14 protein-coding genes are annotated in these 18190 nt (G+C 68.7%); 12 read left to right on the top strand and 2 right to left on the bottom strand.

Annotated features, from left to right (window positions below):
* The first annotated feature begins 30 nt into the window (after positions 1-30).
* The 12 genes from H0W40_RS08235 (at position 31) to H0W40_RS08180 (ending at position 16651) form a co-directional block, all read left to right on the top strand.
* The gene (locus H0W40_RS08235; protein WP_292445216.1) at positions 31-2136 is read left to right on the top strand and encodes a chemotaxis protein CheW; all 2106 of its coding nucleotides are present in this window, start codon (positions 31-33) and stop codon (positions 2134-2136) included.
* A gap of 23 nt (positions 2137-2159) precedes the next feature.
* Positions 2160-2387, top strand: a complete 228-nt coding sequence (locus tag H0W40_RS08230) for a hypothetical protein (protein ID WP_292445212.1) — start codon at positions 2160-2162, stop codon at positions 2385-2387.
* On the top strand, positions 2384-4168 hold the full coding sequence (locus tag H0W40_RS08225; RefSeq protein WP_292445209.1) for a methyl-accepting chemotaxis protein: 1785 nt from the start codon (positions 2384-2386) through the stop codon (positions 4166-4168). Before H0W40_RS08230 ends, H0W40_RS08225 begins: the two co-directional genes overlap by 4 nt.
* Before the next feature lie 19 nt (positions 4169-4187).
* Positions 4188-5957 (top strand): methyl-accepting chemotaxis protein, encoded by a 1770-nt coding sequence (locus tag H0W40_RS08220; protein WP_292445207.1) that lies wholly within the window; start codon positions 4188-4190, stop codon positions 5955-5957.
* Between the two features lie 37 nt (positions 5958-5994).
* Complete coding sequence (locus H0W40_RS08215; RefSeq protein WP_292445204.1) at positions 5995-6552, top strand: chemotaxis protein CheW; 558 nt, start codon at positions 5995-5997, stop codon at positions 6550-6552.
* Between the two features lie 68 nt (positions 6553-6620).
* Positions 6621-8564 carry a Cache 3/Cache 2 fusion domain-containing protein gene (locus H0W40_RS08210; RefSeq protein WP_292445201.1) on the top strand — a complete coding sequence of 648 codons (1944 nt, stop codon included), beginning with the start codon at positions 6621-6623 and terminating at the stop codon, positions 8562-8564.
* A gap of 141 nt (positions 8565-8705) precedes the next feature.
* Complete coding sequence (locus H0W40_RS08205; protein ID WP_292445199.1) at positions 8706-10934, top strand: TonB-dependent receptor; 2229 nt, start codon at positions 8706-8708, stop codon at positions 10932-10934.
* A gap of 312 nt (positions 10935-11246) precedes the next feature.
* Complete coding sequence (locus H0W40_RS08200; RefSeq protein WP_292445197.1) at positions 11247-12140, top strand: EamA family transporter; 894 nt, start codon at positions 11247-11249, stop codon at positions 12138-12140.
* A gap of 5 nt (positions 12141-12145) precedes the next feature.
* Positions 12146-13009, top strand: coding sequence for a DUF429 domain-containing protein (locus H0W40_RS08195; RefSeq protein ID WP_292445194.1), 864 nt, complete (start codon positions 12146-12148; stop codon positions 13007-13009).
* Complete coding sequence (locus H0W40_RS08190) at positions 12991-15732, top strand: ligase-associated DNA damage response DEXH box helicase (RefSeq protein WP_292445192.1); 2742 nt, start codon at positions 12991-12993, stop codon at positions 15730-15732. The genes H0W40_RS08195 and H0W40_RS08190 overlap by 19 nt, the downstream gene beginning before the upstream one ends.
* Positions 15729-16124: a DUF1232 domain-containing protein gene (locus tag H0W40_RS08185; RefSeq protein WP_292445190.1), complete on the top strand. Its 396-nt coding sequence runs from the start codon at positions 15729-15731 to the stop codon at positions 16122-16124. The genes H0W40_RS08190 and H0W40_RS08185 overlap by 4 nt, the downstream gene beginning before the upstream one ends.
* A gap of 8 nt (positions 16125-16132) precedes the next feature.
* Positions 16133-16651 (top strand): thermonuclease family protein, encoded by a 519-nt coding sequence (locus tag H0W40_RS08180; protein ID WP_292445188.1) that lies wholly within the window; start codon positions 16133-16135, stop codon positions 16649-16651.
* 60 nt (positions 16652-16711) lie between these two features.
* On the opposite strand, the gene rocF is transcribed toward H0W40_RS08180, so the two are convergent.
* On the bottom strand, positions 16712-17635 hold the full coding sequence (gene rocF / locus H0W40_RS08175) for an arginase (RefSeq protein ID WP_292445185.1): 924 nt from the start codon (positions 17633-17635) through the stop codon (positions 16712-16714).
* Between the two features lies 1 nt (position 17636).
* A partial coding sequence (locus tag H0W40_RS08170; protein ID WP_292445183.1) for a TIGR00730 family Rossman fold protein occupies positions 17637-18190 on the bottom strand: 554 nt, incomplete at its 5' end.

Here is an 18190-nt window from a genome sequence, read left to right as displayed (position 1 = left end):
CGGCGAGGACGGCAACGAACAGGAACAAAAATGACAGACACGAGCATCGACGGCGCGAGCGCGAACGCCGGCATCGACCTGAGCCAGTTCTATCAGGTCTTCTTCGAAGAGGCCGGCGAGAACCTCGAGCGCATGGAGCAGCTACTGCTGGCCATCGACGTGGAGCAGGCCGACGACGAGGAACTCAACGCCATCTTCCGCTGCGCGCATTCCATCAAGGGCGGTGCCGCCACCTTCGGCTTCGCCGACGTGGCCGAGCTCACCCACCAGATGGAAACGCTGCTCGACAAGCTGCGCCGCCACGAACTCGCGCCCAACGCCGACATGGTCGATGTGCTGCTGCAGTCGGGCGACGCCCTGCGTTCGCAGCTCGCGCGCCATCAGGGCGCCGGCGGTGCTGTGATCGATACCGGCGAGCTGCTCGTCAAGGTGCGGGCCTTCGTCTCGGGCAATGCGCCGGTCGCGTCCCGCGTGCCGCCCGCGGCCGCCGCGTCGGTGGTGGCAGCGCCCCCGCCGGTCTCCGTGCCCGCGCCGCCGCACTCGCCAGCGCTCACGGCCGACGGTCTGCGTGTCATCGAACTCACGTTGGGCCCGCTGCAACAACCCGAACTCGCGGTGAGCGTGGTCGAGCTGTTCAAGGAAATCGAGGGCCTGGGCACGATCGAGGCGGTCGATGGCGGCATGGCGCAGGACGGCCTGCGCCGCTTCAAGGTCACGACCGGCAGCACCGACGGCGAATTGCTCGACCTGTTCAGCTTTCACGTCGGGCGCGAGCAGGTGGCTTTTCTGCCCTGGGGCGGCGAGAACGTCGCGCCGGGCTACGGCTTCTTCAAGGACAACCCCGGCGCGCCCCGCGAAGCGGCGCCGGGCGAGGGCGGCACGGACTTCTTCGGTGAAGCGTCGGCCATTGCCGCCGCCCAGGGCGGCGTCAAGCCCGCCGCGCGTGCCGAGAAGGCGCCGGCCGCAGCACTCGAGGCCGCCACGATCCGCGTGTCGGTCGAGAAGGTCGATCAGCTCATCAACCTGATGGGCGAGCTCGTCATCACCCAGGCCATGCTGGCGCAAAACAGCACCGCCATGGACCCGGCGCTCTACCAGAGCATGGTCTCGGGCCTGAGCGCGCTGGACCGCAACACGCGCGATCTGCAGGAAGCCGTGATGTCGATCCGCATGATCCCCATGCAGACGGTGTTCAGCCGCTTCCCGCGCATGCTGCGCGACCTGGCCGGCAAGCTCGGCAAGAAGGTGGAGCTGGTCACGCATGGCGAGGCCACCGAACTCGACAAGGGGCTGGTCGAGAAGATCACCGACCCGCTCACCCACCTGGTGCGCAACTCCTGCGACCACGGCATCGAGCTGCCCGCCGAACGCGTGGCCAACGGCAAACCCGAAGTCGGCACCATCACGCTGTCGGCGAGCCACCAGGGCGGCTCCATCGTCATCGAGGTGCGCGACGACGGCAAGGGCCTCAACCGCGGCAAGCTTTTGAAGAAGGCGCGCGAACGCGGCCTGCACGCGCCAGACAGCATGACCGACGGCGAGGTCTGGAGCCTGATCTTCGAGCCGGGCTTCAGCACCGCCGAAGTGGTGACCGACGTGTCGGGCCGCGGTGTCGGCATGGACGTGGTCAAGAAGAACATCAGCTCGCTCGGCGGCACGGTGGAGATCGATTCGGCCGAGGGCTACGGCATGCGCGTCGCGGTGCGCCTGCCCCTCACGCTGGCCATCATGGACGGCATGAGCGTGGGCGTGGGCAACGAGGTCTACATCCTGCCGCTGTCCAGCGTGGTCGAGAGCTTCCAGGTCGGCCAGAACGTGGTCAAGACCATCGGCGGCAGCGGCCGCGTGGTCGAGGTGCGCGAGGAGTTCATGCCGGTGCTCGATCTGGAGCAGCTGTTCAACGTGCCCCGCGTCGACTTCGACAAGGCCAGCGGGATCATGGTCCTTATCGAAGCCGAGGGCGGCCGCGTTGCGCTGCTGGTCGACGAGCTGCTCGGCCAGCAGCAGGTGGTGGTGAAGAACCTCGAGGCGAACTACCGCAAGGTCGACGACATCTCGGGCGCCACCATCATGGGAGACGGCCGGGTCGCGCTGATCCTCGACGTGGGCTCGCTGGTGCGGCGCTCACGGCACTGATCGCCTTCGAACAGAGCAGCGCCATGAGGATGCCCACCTGGCAGCTCGAGCTGCCCTTCACCGCACCGCGCCAGCCGCCGCCGCTTGCGCCGCGGGGGCTGCCCGCCCCGCCGGCCGCACCCACCGCACCGTACCTGCCGGGACACCGGCCGGTGACCACGGTGCCGTTCAACGCCGCTTGGCGGGGCCGGGCTCCGGCGCTGCCGCCTCCTTCGATCCTGTTGCGATTTCCGGAAGGGCCTACGCCATGAACATTCAAACGACGCTGCGGCGGTTCAGCATCCGTGCCCGCATGAACGGGATGATCGTCCTCGTGCTCCTGCTGCTGGCCCTGGTGGGCGGGGTAGGCCTGCAGGGCATGCTCGGCATCCAGAGCACCAACGAGTCCTCCGCCGAGCGCACGCTGGCCGAGTCGGCCCGGCTGGGCGAACTGCGCACCGCGCTGGGCGACCTGCGCCGCTCCGAGAAGGACATGATCATTGCGTACGAGAAGACCGAAGAGGTCCTCGCGCACAAGGCGCAGTGGCAAAAGACCTATGCGCACATGCACCAGCTCATCGACGGCATGCTGGCCGAGCGCTCCGGCGCCGACAACACGGTGCTGCTCGAGCTCAAGCCGCAGCTCGAGGCCTACGAGAAGGGCATTGCGCCGGTGATCGGGCAGCTCGAGAACTCGGGCTACGACACGGCCACCGTCGCCAACCGCATGCTCGGCCGGGCCAAGGAAGCCGTCAACGCCGCCGAGGCGACGCTCGACGAATTGCGCCAGGTGCTGGTGCGCGAATCGCAGGCCGCGCAGGCGGCCAGCCGCCAGGCGGTGGAGCGCACCGAATTGCTGTTCGGCGCTGCGCTTCTGCTGGCCGTGGCCATCGTGGTGCCGCTCACCTGGCTCAACTCGGTTTCGATCTGCCGCCCCATCGCCCAGGCGCAAAACTTCGCCCAGGCCATCGCAGGCGGCGACCTGACGCAATCGACGAATGCGCAGGGCAAGGACGAGACCGCCGCACTGCTGCGCGCCCTGGCCGAGATGCAGCAAGGCCTGCACCGCATGGTCAGCGCGGTGCGCCAGTCCACCGACAGCATCGGCACCGCCAGCACCGAGATTGCCAGCGGCAACCTGGATCTGTCCAGCCGCACAGAAGAAGCCGCGAGCAGCCTGCAGCAAACGGCCAGCTCGATGGAGCAGCTGACGGGCACCGTCAAGCAGACGGCCGACTCGGCGCGCACCGCCAACCAGCTCGCTTCGTCGGCGCAGGCCACGGCGGCCAAGGGCGGCGCGGTGGTCGCGCAGGTGGTGACGACGATGCAGGACATCAACGCCAGCTCGAAGAAGATCGCCGACATCATCGGCACGATCGACGGCATCGCGTTCCAGACCAACATCCTCGCGCTCAATGCGGCCGTGGAAGCGGCCAGGGCCGGCGAGCAGGGCCGCGGCTTTGCGGTGGTTGCGGCGGAGGTGCGCAGCCTGGCGCAGCGCAGCGCGGACGCCGCCAAGGAGATCAAGGCGCTGATCGGCGCGAGTGTGGACAAGGTCGACTCGGGCAGCCGGCTGGTCGCCGACGCCGGGCAGACCATGAACGAGATCGTCGGCTCGGTGCAGCGCGTCACCGACATCATCAGCGAGATCACCGCAGCGGCTTCGGAGCAGAGCGACGGCATCGGCCAGGTCAACACCGCCGTCACGCAGCTCGACCAGATGACGCAGCAAAACGCCGCGCTGGTCGAGGAGTCCACCGCCGCGGCCGAGAGCCTGCGCGAACAGGCGCAGCGACTGCAGGCCAGCGTGGCGGTGTTTCGCATCAGTGCCGTCAGCGCGGCGGCTGTCGCTGCCGCAGCACCGGCGCGGCGGGAAGCCGGCGCGCTGATCGCCCGCGTGCAGAGCACTGCGCGCCCACCCGCCGCCACGCCAGCGCCGACACGAACGCCGGCCGCAACGGTTGCGCCGGACATCGCACCGGCCATCGCACCGACGCCCAAGCCGACCGCACCGCCAGCGGCTGCGACCACCGGCGAGTGGGAAACCTTTTGATCACCGTTCCGGAAAATTGATGAATCTCTCCTTCAGAAAACTCGGCTCCCGCCTGGCCGGCGGCTTTGCCGCCGTGCTGCTGCTCACCACCGCCATGTGCGGCATCGGCGTCTACCAGCTAACGCTGATCGAAAACAGGAACCAGCAACTCGCTCAGGAAAGCGATCGCGCCAAGCTGGCCAGCCTGTGGTTGGCGTCGACTCAACTGAATCTTTCGCGCACGCTCACGATTGCGAAATCGGGCCTCGACGCGGGCGTCGATGCGTATCTGCAGCCACAGATGAAGGCCACCAGCTCGCGCATCAGCGAGCTTCAGAAGCGGCTCGACGCCGAGTTGACCGACCCGGTGCACAAGAGCCTCCTGCAGCAGGTCGGCGAGCAGCGCAAGGGCTACATCGAAAGCCGCAACCGGGTCTTTGCCGCAATCAAATCGGGCGACACGAGCGCCGCCGCGCTGGTCGATGGCGATCTCGTGCCGGCTGCCGACCGCTATGTCGGGTTGATCGAGTCGGTGGTCCAGGCCATCGAGGCGCAAAGCGCTGCCTCGTCGGCTGCATTGGCGAGCGAGATTCGCACCGCCGAGTGGATGCTCGGCGCGCTGGCGGGTCTGGCCGTGTTGATCGGAGCCCTCATGGCCTGGCGCATCACGATCTCCATCACTGCCCCGGTGCAGCAGGCCCTGGCCGCGGCGCGTGCCATCGCCTCGGGCGATCTTTCCCGGGAAGTGAAGGTGGATCGCGCAGACGAACTCGGTGAGCTTCAGCAAGCCTTCGCCGACATGCAGGCTTCGCTTCACGGCATGGTCAGCTCGGTGCGCCAGTCCACCGACAGCATCGGCACGGCCAGCAGCGAGATCGCCACCGGCAACCTCGATCTCTCCAGCCGCACCGAGCAGGCCGCCAGCAGCTTGCAGCAAACGGCCAGCTCCATGGAGCAGCTCACCGGCACGGTCAAGCAGACGGCCGATTCGGCGCGCACGGCCAATCAGCTCGCGTCGTCGGCACAGGCCACGGCCGCCAAGGGCGGTGCGGTGGTTGCGCAGGTGGTGACGACGATGCAGGACATCAACGCCAGCTCTAAGAAGATCGCCGACATCATCGGCACGATCGACGGCATCGCGTTCCAGACCAACATCCTCGCGCTCAATGCGGCGGTGGAAGCGGCCAGGGCGGGCGAGCAAGGCCGCGGCTTCGCGGTGGTGGCCGCCGAGGTGCGCAGCCTGGCGCAGCGCAGCGCGGACGCGGCCAAGGAGATCAAGACGCTCATCGGCGCGAGCGTGGACAAGGTCGACTCGGGCAGCCGGCTGGTGACCGAGGCGGGTCAGACGATGAACGAGATCGTCGGATCGGTGCAGCGCGTGTCCGACATCATCGGTGAGATCACCGCCGCAGCCGCCGAACAAAGCGACGGCATCGGCCAGGTCAACACCGCCGTCACCCAGCTCGATCAGATGACGCAGCAGAACGCCGCGTTGGTCGAGGAGTCCACGGCTGCGGCCGAGAGCCTGCGCGAGCAGGCGCATCGCCTGCAGGCCAGCGTGGCGGTCTTCCGGATCGACGCAGGTGCGCCTGCGGCCCTTGCCGGCGCGGCTTCTTCCATCGCCACGCCGGCTCGGCAGCAGGCCAGCGCACTGATCGCCCGCGTGCAGCACGCCGCGCGGCAACCGTCCGCTGCCGTGCTGCCGGCACGAAAGCCGGCGCCCAAAGCGACCTCAACGACGACTGCGCCGGCTGCCAAGCCGACGGCAGTGCTCGCGCCGGCGACCACGGGCGAGTGGGAAACCTTCTGACGCCGACCGCCCTTACTTCACCGGGAGCCTTTCAGCCATGAACACGATCCAAGACGCCACCCCTGTGGCCCGCGCCGACGCTTCTTCGCCAGCCCGCGCCGAGGCACGCCCCGAAACCCGCCGCAAGGCCGCGGGTGCGGCCGCCAAGCCGGGCCGTGAATACCTGAGCTTTCGTCTCGGCGGCGAGGAGTACGGCATCGACATCCTGAAAGTTCAGGAGATCCGCTCCTACGAGCCGCCCACGCGCATCGCCAACGCCCCCGATTTCGTGCGCGGCGTGATCAACCTGCGCGGCGTGATCGTGCCGGTGATCGACCTGCGCGTGAAGTTCGGCTGCGAAGCCACGATCACGCCCATCACCGCGGTGATTGTGCTGGCCGTGCGCGGCCGGGTCATCGGCGCGGTGGTCGATTCGGTGAGCGACGTGCTGCAGCTTCCGGAAGACAGCATCAAGCCCGTGCCGGCGATCTGCGGCGTGGTCGACACCAGTTACCTGATGGGCATCGCCAGCATCGCCGAACGCATGCTGATCCTGGTGGATATCGAGCTGCTGATGACGAGCGACGAGCTCGGCGTGATCGAAGCGGTGGTCTGAAACGCGGTGTGTCCTCGGGGCGCGCCGGGCGGCGCGGCCGAATTGAAGATTGTGAAACCAGGATTCCCATGGAAACGAATCAAGCAAGCCAGGGCTCGGTCGCCCGTCGCATCTCCGTGATCGGCAGCGCCACGCTGTTCGCGGTGCTGATGCTGATCTGCGGCGTGATGAGCGTGCTCTTCACCGACCACGCGCGCGAGCGCGTCGTCGTGTGGGTCGGCGACAAGACGCAGTCGGTGGCCGATGCAATGGACGCCTTCGACCTGACCGCGCGCGTGTCGGTGGACAAGTTCTTCGTCAGCTTCAAGAGCGAGTTCGGCCCCGACTTCGAACTCGACGAGGCCGCCGGCGAGATCAAGAACTGGGGTTGGGCGCTTAACGACAACTTCACCGCGGTCGACAACTTCGCCAAGAACACCGGCGGCAACGCGACGGTCTTCATGCGCGTGGGCGACGACTTCAAGCGCGTCACCACTTCGCTCAAGAAGGAGAACGGCGAACGCGCGATGGGCACCTTGCTGGTCAAGACGCATCCCGCCTACCCGCTCATGCTGGCCGGCAAGACCTACACCGGCCCCGCCGTGCTGTTCGGCAAGCCCTACATGACGCGCTACGAGCCGATCAAGGCGGCAGACGGCAAGGTGATCGGCATCCTCTACATCGGCTTCGACACCGCCGCCTTCAACGCCTCGCTGGAAAAGCTGGTCGCGGGCATTCGCTTCTTCGACACCGGCGGTGTCTACGTCATCGACCCGAAGAAGGCCTGGGGCGACGCGACCGTCGTGATGCACCCGCAGGCCAAGGGCAAGAAGCTCGGCGAGGCCTTCCCCGGCAGCGAAGCTTTCTTCGAGACGCTGGCACAGGCGGAAAGCGGAAAGGTGACGAAGTCGCCCGGCCTGCTCGAGCCCGGCCACACGGACGCCTGGGCCTTGCTGCGCAAGAGCGAAGCCACCGGCATGTGGATGGTCGCTGAGGTCTCGGACCGCCAGGCCATGGCGACGCACTGGGCCACGCTGATTCCGTTCTGGGGCTTGCTCGGCCTGGCAGCCGTTGGCATGGGCCTGGGCCTGTTCTTCATGATGCGCCGCGCCATCGCCCGTCCGCTGCGCGAACTGCAGCGCGCGGTGAGTGCAGTGGCCGGGGGCGATCTCACCCAGCGCTTCCACAGCGAGCAGCGCGACGAGATCGGCGACGTGATCCGCGAGGTCGAAGGCATGCGGGCTCGCCTGCTCACGACCATGGGCACGGTGCGCGCATCCGTCGATTCGATCTCCACCGCCAGCAGCCAGATCGCCACCGGCAACCAGGACCTGTCCAGCCGCACCGAGCAGGCGGCGAGCAGCCTGCAGCAAACGTCTTCCTCGATGGAACAGCTCAGCGGCAACGTGCGCCAGAGCGCCGACGCGGCGCGCGAGGCCAACACCCTGGCCGGCTCGGCCAGCGCCACGGCGGCCAAGGGCGGCGCGGTGGTCGCGCAGGTGGTGACGACGATGCAGGACATCAACGCCAGCTCGAAGAAGATCGCCGACATCATCGGCACGATCGACGGCATCGCGTTCCAGACCAACATCCTCGCGCTCAACGCCGCGGTGGAAGCGGCCCGGGCCGGCGAACAAGGTCGCGGTTTTGCGGTGGTGGCGGCCGAGGTCAGGAGCCTGGCCAAGCGCAGCGCCGATGCAGCCAAGGAGATCAAGACGCTGATCGGCGCGAGCGTGGACAAGGTCGAGTCGGGCAGCCGGCTGGTCGCCGACGCCGGTCAGACGATGAGCGAGATCGTCGCCAGTGTGAAGCGGGTCTCGCAGATGATCGGCGAGATCACCTCCACCACGGCCTCGCAAAGCGGCGAGATCGGTCAGGTCACGACCGCAGTGGGACAGCTCGACCAGATGACGCAACAAAACGCGGCACTGGTCGAGGAATCGACCGCGGCGGCGGAGTCGCTCAAGGACCAGGCGCTGCGCCTGGCCGAGGTGCTGCAGGCGTTTCGGTTGAACGCGCCAGCCGTCTCTTGAGTTTCCCTCGCCCTCTGGCACAGGGCAGGGTGGGGGCGGCGGCCTGTGCAATTGCACGGCCTTTGCAGATTTTCTCTATTGGGAGCGCCATGGCGGCGGGATAGAGTCCGCGCCCCGTCGTGCGACTTTTCGAGAGCATTCATGCTGCATGCCCTGCGCTCCTTCTCCTTCCCGCAGGTCAAGCCGATCGCCGTCGCTTGCGTCCTGGTTGCCGCCGCCCCGACGCTTTGGGCTCAAGGCGCGCCGGCCCCGGCGCCCGCCGCTTCGGCCGCCACGCTCGCGCCGGTGGTCATCACCGGCAGCGGCTTCGAGCAGCGGGCCTTCGAGACACCGTATTCGGTCGACATCGTCGATGCCGAAACACTGCGCGAGGCCGGCCCGATGGTCAACCTCTCGGAAGTGATGGCGCGCGTGCCCGGCCTCACGGTCAACAGCCGCAACAACTACGCCCAGGATCTGCAGATCAATTCGCGCGGCTTCGGGGCGCGCTCCACCTTCGGCGTGCGCGGGCTGCGCCTTTACAGCGACGGCATTCCGGCAACCATGCCCGACGGCCAGGGCCAGGTGGCCCACTTCGACCTCGCCGGCGCCCAGCGCATCGAGGTGCTGCGCGGGCCGTTCTCGGCGCTCTACGGCAACAGCTCGGGGGGCGTCATCTCGCTGATCAGCCAGCCCGTGCGCGAGCGCTACGGCGAGCTCGCCGCCGATGTCGGCCGTTTCGGCCTGCGCCAGGGCCGGGTCACGGTGCAGGCGCCCTTCGGCGACACCCCGGGCCGCGGCTTCGACCTGCGCTTCGGCGCCAGCCACTTCGAGATCGATGGCTTCCGGCCGCACAGCGCCGCCCGCCGCACGCTCGCCAACCTGCGGCTCGGCTGGACCGGCGAGCGCGACACCGTGGTCGTTTCGCTCAACAGCCTGGACCAGCCGGCTGATGATCCGCAGGGGCTGGACCGGGACCAGTTCAACGACGACCCGTACCAGACGATTCCCAACGCCACCGCCTTCGATGTCCGCAAGATCGCGCGCCAAGAGCAGCTCGGCGCCACCTGGCGACACCGCTTCGAGAACCTGGGCACGCTGAAAGAGAGCGCACTCACGGGCTACGTGGGCCAGCGTTCGGTGACGCAGTGGCAGTCGATTCCGCCCAGCGCGCAAACCCCCCCGCGGCAACCCGGCGGCGTCATCGATTTCGACCGCGACTACAAAGGCCTCGACGGCCGGCTGATCTGGCGCTGGACGCTGCCCGGCGAGCGGGCGGCGCAGCTCGTCGCCGGCGCGGCGCTGGAAGAAAGCAGCGAAGACCGCCGCGGCTTCGAAAACTTCACCGGTGACCCGGCTGCGCCCACAGAACAAGGCGTGACGGGCCGACTGCGCCGCGACGAAGAAAACACCGTCCGCAGCCGTGACGTCTACGCGCAGGGCGAACTCGAATTCGCGAAGGACTGGCTTGCCACGCTCGGGGTGCGTCGCGGCAGCGTGCGCTTCGAGGCCGACGACAATTACATCGTCGGCGCCAACGGGGACGACTCCGGCTCGCTGCGCTACAGCTACACCAACCCGGTCGCCGCGATCCAGTGGCGAGGCCTTGCCGACTGGAACTTCTACGCGAGCGCCGGTCGCGGCTTCGAGTCCCCCACTTTCAACGAGCTGGCCTATCGGCCCGACGCCGGCGGCGGCTTCAACAGCGAACTCGCTGCGCAAAAGAGCAAGCAGATAGAGGTGGGCGCCAAGTGGCGCAACGACGCGCTCGGTCTGGCGCTCGACTTTGCCGTGTTCGAGGCCCGCACCGACGACGAGATCGGCGTGGCCACCAACGCCGGCGGCCGCTCGAGCTTTCAGAACGTGGGCTCGACGACGCGGCGCGGCGCCGAAGTCGGCGCCGGCTGGACCATCAACCGCCAGTGGCGCACCGCACTCGCGCTCACCTGGCTCTCGGCAACCTACGACGACGATTTCCTGACCTGCACTGGTGCGCCGTGCAACGACGCCAATCCCGACAACCAGGCCGTGGTGCCGTCCGGGAACCGCATCGGCGGCACCAGCCCGCGCAGTGCGTTCGCCGAACTGGCATGGCGGCCGTTCAGCAACAACACGACCGAGCTGGCCGCCGAATTGCGCGCGCAGGCCGAAACAGCCGTCAACGACCGCAACACCGATTTCGCGTCCGGCTGGAGCACGCTCGGTCTGCGTGCCGCGCAGCGCTGGCAGTTGGGCGAAGGCAGCCGCATCGACGCGCTGGTCCGTTTGGACAACGTGTTCGACCGCGAGTACGCCGGCAGCGTGATCGTCAACGAAGGCAACGGTCGCTTCTTCGAGACCGCCATGCCGCGCAGCTGGCTGGTCGGGGTCAAGTTCCGGCAGGCGTTCTGATCCGTCGAGGGCGACACGCATGGAGTTGCCCCGGACCGAACCTGCGCCGAGGTGGGCTCGAGCCCTGCCAGAGGTAGACGGGCGCAGCCCCTCATTCCAGCGCCTACCGGCTGAGCAAGACGCGCTCCAACGGCCTTGTCGGTCAGCGTCGGCGTCACGCGCGACACGCCCGACGCCAGGCTCACCGTGCGCATGCCGATGACTTCCTAGGGCCTCCTTCCGGAACACCGGCGCGAGCCTGCGGCGGCCCCGAAAGGTTCAAGCGGGCTTCGCCGCTCGGGTGCCCGCACGCGGCGCCTCTAGACTCGCGCGGTGCCCCTCACCGCTTTGGCCCTCGTCCTTGCAGCCGCAGTCTTCCACGCACTGTGGAACCTGGCGGCCAAGCATGCCGGCGGCGACCAGCGCTTCATGTTGCTCACGGCGCTGATGGTCACGGTGCTGTGGTCGCCGGTGGGCCTCTGGGCGGCGTGGGGGGTGCTGCCGCACTGGGGCTGGCTCGAATGGGGATTCATCCTGGCCAGCGCCGCAACGCACGTCGCCTACTTCACGCTGTTGCTGCGCGGCTACCGCGCGGCCGATCTCACGGTGGTTTATCCGGTCGCGCGCGGCACCGGGCCGCTGCTTAGTTCGCTGGCCGCCGTGCTGGTGCTCGGCGAGACGCTCTCGCACCTGGGCGTGGCCGGTGTGGCCGGGGTCGCCTTCGGCGTATTCCTGATCGCCGGGGGCCCGCGCCTGCTGCGCGAACTGCGCGGCGCCGAGGGCGACGCGCACCGGCGGCTGAGGGTGCAGCGCGGCATTGCCTACGGCGCGGCCACCGGCGTGTGCATTGCGGCCTACACGGTGATCGACGCCTACGCGGTCGTGGTGCTTGCCATGTCGCCCCTGCTCGTGGACTACTTCGGCAACCTGTTGCGCATTCCGTTTTCGCTGCCGTATGCGCTGCGCAACGTGGCCGCCACGCGCGCGGCATGGCGTGCCACCTGGCGCTGGGCGCTGGTGGTCGCGGTGCTCAGCCCGCTGAGCTACGTCATGGTGCTGTACGCGCTGCGCCTGGCGCCGCTCTCGCATGTGGCGCCGGCGCGCGAGGTGTCGATGCTGTTCGCCGCGCTGCTCGGCGGCCGGCTGCTCGGCGAGGGCGACGTGCGGGCCCGGCTGGCCGGTGCGCTGTGTATCGCCCTGGGCGTCGCGGCGCTGGCGCTGGGCTGAGCAGCATGCCTGGGCTTACTGTCGCCGACACGACCCACGCCGCGCCGCTGCGCCTGCTGGGCGTCGACTTCACCAGCGCGCCGACACGGCGCAAGCCCATCACCATCGCCCACGGCAGCCGGCACGGCACGTTGCTGCGTCTGGGCGGCATCGAGGCCGCAGCCAGCTTCGAGGCCTTCGACGTCGTGCTGGCGCGGCCAGGGCCCTGGCTCGGGGTCTTCGACCTGCCTTTCGGCCTGCCGCGCGAGCTGGTCGAATCGCTCGGCTGGCCGCGCGACTGGCCCGGCCTGATGCAGCACTACGCCGGGCTTTCGCGCGCCGAGATCCGCAGCACCTTCGCCGCCTTTTGCGCAGCGCGGCCGGTGGGCGCGAAGTTCGCGCACCGGGGCTGCGACGTGCCGGCGGGATCGAGCCCGTCGATGAAATGGGTCAATCCGCCGGTCGCCTTCATGCTGCATGCCGGCGTGCCACGGCTCGTTGCTGCCGGTGTCGCCCTTGCCGGGCTGCACGAAGGCGATCCGCAGCGCGTGGCGCTGGAGGGCTACCCCGGGCTGCTGGCCCGCGAGCTGATCGGTGCGCGTTCCTACAAAAGCGACGAGCGTGCGCGTCAGACGCCCGAGCGCCTGATCGCGCGCAAGGACATCGTCGATGCGCTCGAGCAGGGCCGCAGCCGCCTCCGCCTGCGCCTGAAGCTCAGCCGCGCTCAGCGCGACGACCTGGTGGCCGATGCCACGGCCGACCGGCTCGATGCCGTGCTGTGCCTCGTGCAGGCGGCCTGGGCGAGCGCGCAGCCCGAGCACGGTTTGCCGCCGCAGCGCGACCGGCTCGAAGGCTGGATCGTCAGTGCGCCATGGCCCGGGCTCCCGTGAACGAGCCGGCCGAGGGCTGGTTCGCGGCGCGCGGCTGGAAGCCCTTCGCCTTTCAGCGCGAGGTCTGGGCCGCCATGGCAGCCGGGCGCTCGGGCCTGCTGCATGCGACCACCGGCGCGGGTAAGACCTACGCGGTGTGGTTCGGCGCCTTGTGCCGAAACCTCCCGATGCGTAGCGCCGGATCGCCGGCGCTGCAAGTGATCTGGCTCACGCCGATGCGCGCCCTGGCAGCCGATACCCTGCGCGCGATCACGCTCCCGCTGGCTGACGTGGCACCGCACTGGAGCGTCGGCCTGCGCACCGGCGACACGCCGAGCGCCGAGCGCGCGCGGCAAGACCGGCGCCTGCCCACCGCGCTGATCACCACGCCGGAATCGCTCAGCCTGTTGCTCACCCGCGAGAACGCCCGCGAGACGCTGGGCGACGTGCACACGGTGATCGTCGACGAATGGCACGAGCTCATCGGCAACAAGCGCGGCGTGCAGGTGCAGCTTGCGCTGGCGCGGCTGAGGCGTTGGCAGCCGGGGCTGGTGGTGTGGGGCTTGAGTGCGACGCTGGGCAATCTGGAAGAGGCGGCGCAGGTGTTGGCGGGCCATCCCTCACCCCAGCCCTCTCCCCAGAGGGGAGAGGGAGCAAGCACTGCGGCTGTGGTGAAGGAGGGTGGCGAAGAAGCGGCACAAGCTCGAATGGCTCCCTCTCCCGCCGAGGCAGAAGAGGTTCGGGGGCGAGATAAGACTTTCGAGCCGCATGCAGCGAGCCCATCGAACGGCAGCGGCCTGCAAGCCGCTGCGCGCACTGCAAGTGAGGGTGAGCCGATCATCGTGCGCGGCCGCATCGACAAGCAGCTCGTCATCGACACGCTCCTGCCCCTCAACCCCGGCCGCTTCTCCTGGGCCGGCCATCTGGGCGCGCAGATGCTCGAGCCGCTGATCGCCGAGCTCGAATCGAGCTCGACGGCGCTCGTCTTCTGCAACACCCGCTCGCAAGCCGAGATCTGGTTCCAACTGCTGCTGCGCGAGCGGCCCGAATGGGCCGGCCTGATCGCGCTGCATCACGGCTCGCTCGACAAGGCGGTGCGGGCCTGGGTCGAGGCGGCGCTGAAGGCCGGCGAACTGAAGGCGGTGGTGACCACGTCTTCGCTCGACCTCGGCGTCGATTTCCTGCCGGTCGAGCGCGTGCTGCAGATCGGCTCGGCCAAGGGCGTGGCGCGGCTGCTGCAGCGCGCGGGGCGCAGCGGCCATCAGCCGGGCCGCGCCTCGCGCATCACGCTCGTGCCGACCAACACGCTCGAGCTCGTCGAAGCCGCCGCCGCGCGCCGCGCCGCGCTGGCGGGCCGCGTCGAGAAACGCACATCGCCGCACCAGCCGCTCGACGTGCTGGTGCAGCACCTCGTCACCGCCGCGCTCGGCGGCGGCTTCGAGCCCGAGGCGATGTTCGAGGAAGTGCGCAGCGCCTACGCCTACCGCGACCTCGATCGCGAGCACTTCCAGTGGGCGCTCGATTTCGTCGAGCACGGCGGTGCCAGCCTCGGCGCCTACCCCGAGTACCACCGCGTGCAGCGCGTGGACGGCCTCTACCGCGTGCCCGACCGGGGCATCGCCAAGCGCCACCGGCTCGCGGTCGGCACCATCGTGGGCGATGCCGTGATGGCGGTGAAGTGGCTCTCGGGCGGCAGCATCGGCACGATCGAGGAGGGCTTCATCGCACGCCTTAAAAAAGGCGACTGCTTCGTCTTCGCCGGTCGCGTGCTCGAGTACGTGCGCACGCAGGACATGGCCGCCTACGTTCGCCGCGCCAGCAAGAGCAAGGGCATCGTGCCGGCCTGGCAAGGCGGCAAGATGCCGCTGTCCACCGAGCTCGCCGACGCGGTGCTGGAGACGATGCAAGGCGCCGCCGAAGGTGATTTCCGCGAGCCCGAACTGCAGGCCGCCCGGCCGATGCTCGAGACGCAGTTGCGCTTGTCGAGGCTGCCCACGCCGACGAGCCTGCTGGTCGAGCGCTTCGATTCGCGCGAGGGCCACCATCTCTACCTCTACCCCTTTGCCGGGCGCAACGTGCATCTCGGCCTGGCTTCGTTGCTCGCCTGGCGGTTGGCGAGAGACCAGCCCAACACTTTCAGCCTGTCGGTCAACGACTACGGCTTCGAGCTGCTCGGCGCCTTGCCGATCCCGCTGGCGTCGGTGCTCGACAAGCGCGTGTTCTCGGCCGAGCATCTGCTGCAGGATGTGCTTGACAGCCTCAACTCCGGCGAACTGGCGCAACGGCGCTTTCGCGAGATCGCGCGCGTCTCGGGGCTGGTGTTCACCGGCTATCCGGGCGCGCCCAAGAGCATGAAGCAGCTCCAGGCCTCGAGCAGCCTGTTCTACGAGGTGTTCCGCAAATACGATGCGGGCAACCTGCTGCTCGGCCAGGCAGACAGCGAGGTGCTCAGCCAGGAACTCGACATCGGCCGCCTCGCCGAGACGCTGCGTGGCCTGACCGCCAAGCGCATCGACTTCGTCGAACTCGAACTGCCGAGTCCGATGTGCCTGCCGCTGATGGTCGAGCGTTTCCGGGAACAATTGACGACCGAGAAACTCAACGACCGGCTCCAGCGCATGCTCGACAAGATCAACGCCGCCATCGACGCGCCTTCGCGGCCGCCCTCGCATTCGAGAGTGCGTTCGCCTCCGCCATCAGGAGCGCAGCCCGAGCGCGCGCCCCGCCGCAAGCAGACTTCATGAAAATCGTCCGTCTCTTCGGCGCCGCCAACCGCGCGCGCCTCGCCGTCTACCTGCTGGCGCTGTGGAAGCTGTTCAAGCACCGCGACACCCCGCGCGCGCCCAAGTGGATCGCGCTCGCGGTGCTGGCCTATGCGGTGAGCCCGATCGATCTGATTCCTGATTTCATCCCGGTGCTGGGTTTGCTCGATGACCTGATCCTGCTGCCGCTGGGCATCGCGCTGGCCATCAAGCTCACGCCCGAGGCACTGTGGCAGGCGCGCCTGGCCGAGGCCGAGGCGAGCAAGGACAAGCTGCCGAAGATGGTGTGGGGAGCGGTGCTGATCGTGGCCGTCTGGCTGCTGGCGATGGGCGCGCTGGGCTGGTGGGCGTGGCGGACCTGGGGCGCTGCATGAAGCGGCGGATGCTCTCGCTGTGCCTCGCGCTCACTTGTGCCATCGCCGCGGCGGGCGAGACGCGCTTCAGCGGTGTCGTCACGCGCGTCAGCGATGGCGACACGGTGTGGGTGCAACCCGATCAGGAAGACGGCGCACCGCACCGCAAGCGCGTGAAGCTTCGCCTGGTCGGACTCGACGCGCCCGAGCGTTGTCAGGCGCACGGCCCCGAAGCTGGCGCCGCGCTGGCTTCGCGCGTGCAGGGCCGGCACGTGACGGTGCGCCGCCGTGCGACCGATGACTATGGCCGTGCGCTCGGCACGCTGTGGGTGGGCGACGAGGACGTCGGTGCATGGATGGTGAATGAAGGACACGCCTGGTCGGCACGATGGCGGGGCAGCGGCGGGCCTTATGCGAGCGAGGAGGGAGTGGCGAGAAACGCACGACGCGGGCTTTTTGCGGCTGAGCCGCCGTTCCACCCTCGCGACTTCCGCCGTCTGCACGGCCCTTGCGACGCTCCGCGAACGCAACGCAATCCGCCGGACTGAATTGCGCCGTGCGGTCGAGCCACCACGTTCATCAATTCGGCCGGCCTTGCGAATGCCGTGCTACTTGCGCATCAACGTGCTCTTCCCGAACAGCGACTCGACCAGATCGACTGCCACCAGCGCTGTCTGATTGCGCACATCCAGCGCCGGGTTGATCTCCATCACATCGAGCGACGCCAGCCGCCCGGTGTCGGCGATCATTTCCATGCACAGCTGCGCCTCGCGGTAGGTCGGCCCGCCGAGCACCGTGGTGCCGACGCCGGGCGCGATGGCGGCGTCGAGGAAGTCGACGTCGAAGCTCACGTGCAAATGGGTGTTGGCGTCGATGGTCGCGAGCGCCAGCTCCATCGTGTGGCGCATGCCCATCTCGTCGATGTAGCGCATGTCGAATACTTCCAAGTCCGCCTCGTGCACCAAGCGCTTTTCGCCAGGATCGACGCTGCGGATGCCGATCTGGCGAACCCACTTCGGCTTGATGGCGGGCACATGGCCGCCGATCTCGATCAGCTCCTGCGGGCCGTTGCCGCACAGGCAGGCCACGGGCATGCCGTGCGTGTTGCCGCTGGGCGTGAGTTGGTGGGTGTTGAAGTCGGCGTGCGCGTCCAGCCACAACACGCGCAGCTTGCGGCCGTGCTCGCGGCAGTGGCGTGCCACCGCGCTGATGCTGCCGATGGCGAGGCAGTGATCGCCGCCCAGAAGAATCGGCAGGCGGCCGAGTTTCAGTTCTTCGAAGACGGCGTTGTGCACCGTGCGGTTCCAGGCCACCACCTCGGGCAGGTGGCGGTAGCCGTCGCTCGGCGGCTGCCATGGGTTGGCCGGGCCGGCCAGATTGCCGCGGTCCGCAACCTCCAAGCTGTGGCTCTCGAGCGTGGCTTGCAGGCCGGCCACGCGAAGCGCCTCCGGGCCCATCGAGGCACCGCGTGCGCCGGCGCCGATGTCGGTGGGGGCGCCGATCAGCGAAACGCGTGGCGGCGAAATGACCATCTCAGCAATCCTCGGCAAACGGCCCGGTGGTGGTGTCGCCCGCATCGAGCGCGTAATGCCGCTCGATCAGGCCCCACGCCTCCTCGGCGCTCTCGACGAAGTGGAACAGCTTCAGGTCTTCGGGAGAGATCATGCCGGTGCCGACCAGCAGATCGAAGTTGACGAGCTTGGTCCAGAACTCGCGGTTGAACAGCAGCACCGGCCGGCGGCGCACCTTGCCGGTCTGCATGAGCGTGAGCGCCTCGAACATCTCGTCGAGCGTGCCGAAGCCGCCGGGGAAGCACACCAGCGCGATCGCGCGCATCAGGAAGTGCATCTTGCGCAGCGCGAAGTAGTGGAACTGGAAACACAGCTCGGGCGTGATGTAGGCGTTGGGCTCCTGCTCGTGCGGCAGCACGATGTTCAGGCCGATGCTGGGGCCACCGGCCTCGAAGGCGCCGCGGTTGCCGGCTTCCATGATGCCGGGACCGCCGCCGGTGACCACGGCGATCGGCTGGTCGAGCCGCTTGGACGCGGTGGTCACCATGCCGGCGAAGCGCCGTGCCTCTTCGTAGT

The sequence above is a fragment of the Methylibium sp. genome (assembly GCF_013817345.1).
GTDB lineage: Bacteria > Pseudomonadota > Gammaproteobacteria > Burkholderiales > Burkholderiaceae_C > Methylibium.
This window is presented reverse-complemented; position numbering and strand designations above follow the sequence as displayed.

What these genes read in the sequence shown, in the direction of transcription:
- H0W40_RS08235 (WP_292445216.1), top strand. Translation starts at nt 31, where the DNA reads ATGACAGACACGAGCATCGACGGCGCGAGCGCGAACGCCGGCATCGAC.
- H0W40_RS08230 (WP_292445212.1), top strand. Translation starts at nt 2,160, where the DNA reads ATGAGGATGCCCACCTGGCAGCTCGAGCTGCCCTTCACCGCACCGCGC.
- H0W40_RS08225 (WP_292445209.1), top strand. Translation starts at nt 2,384, where the DNA reads ATGAACATTCAAACGACGCTGCGGCGGTTCAGCATCCGTGCCCGCATG.
- H0W40_RS08220 (WP_292445207.1), top strand. Translation starts at nt 4,188, where the DNA reads ATGAATCTCTCCTTCAGAAAACTCGGCTCCCGCCTGGCCGGCGGCTTT.
- H0W40_RS08215 (WP_292445204.1), top strand. Translation starts at nt 5,995, where the DNA reads ATGAACACGATCCAAGACGCCACCCCTGTGGCCCGCGCCGACGCTTCT.
- H0W40_RS08210 (WP_292445201.1), top strand. Translation starts at nt 6,621, where the DNA reads ATGGAAACGAATCAAGCAAGCCAGGGCTCGGTCGCCCGTCGCATCTCC.
- H0W40_RS08205 (WP_292445199.1), top strand. Translation starts at nt 8,706, where the DNA reads ATGCTGCATGCCCTGCGCTCCTTCTCCTTCCCGCAGGTCAAGCCGATC.
- H0W40_RS08195 (WP_292445194.1), top strand. Translation starts at nt 12,146, where the DNA reads ATGCCTGGGCTTACTGTCGCCGACACGACCCACGCCGCGCCGCTGCGC.
- H0W40_RS08190 (WP_292445192.1), top strand. Translation starts at nt 12,991, where the DNA reads ATGGCCCGGGCTCCCGTGAACGAGCCGGCCGAGGGCTGGTTCGCGGCG.
- H0W40_RS08185 (WP_292445190.1), top strand. Translation starts at nt 15,729, where the DNA reads ATGAAAATCGTCCGTCTCTTCGGCGCCGCCAACCGCGCGCGCCTCGCC.
- H0W40_RS08180 (WP_292445188.1), top strand. Translation starts at nt 16,133, where the DNA reads ATGCTCTCGCTGTGCCTCGCGCTCACTTGTGCCATCGCCGCGGCGGGC.
- rocF (WP_292445185.1), bottom strand. Translation starts at nt 17,635, where the DNA reads ATGGTCATTTCGCCGCCACGCGTTTCGCTGATCGGCGCCCCCACCGAC.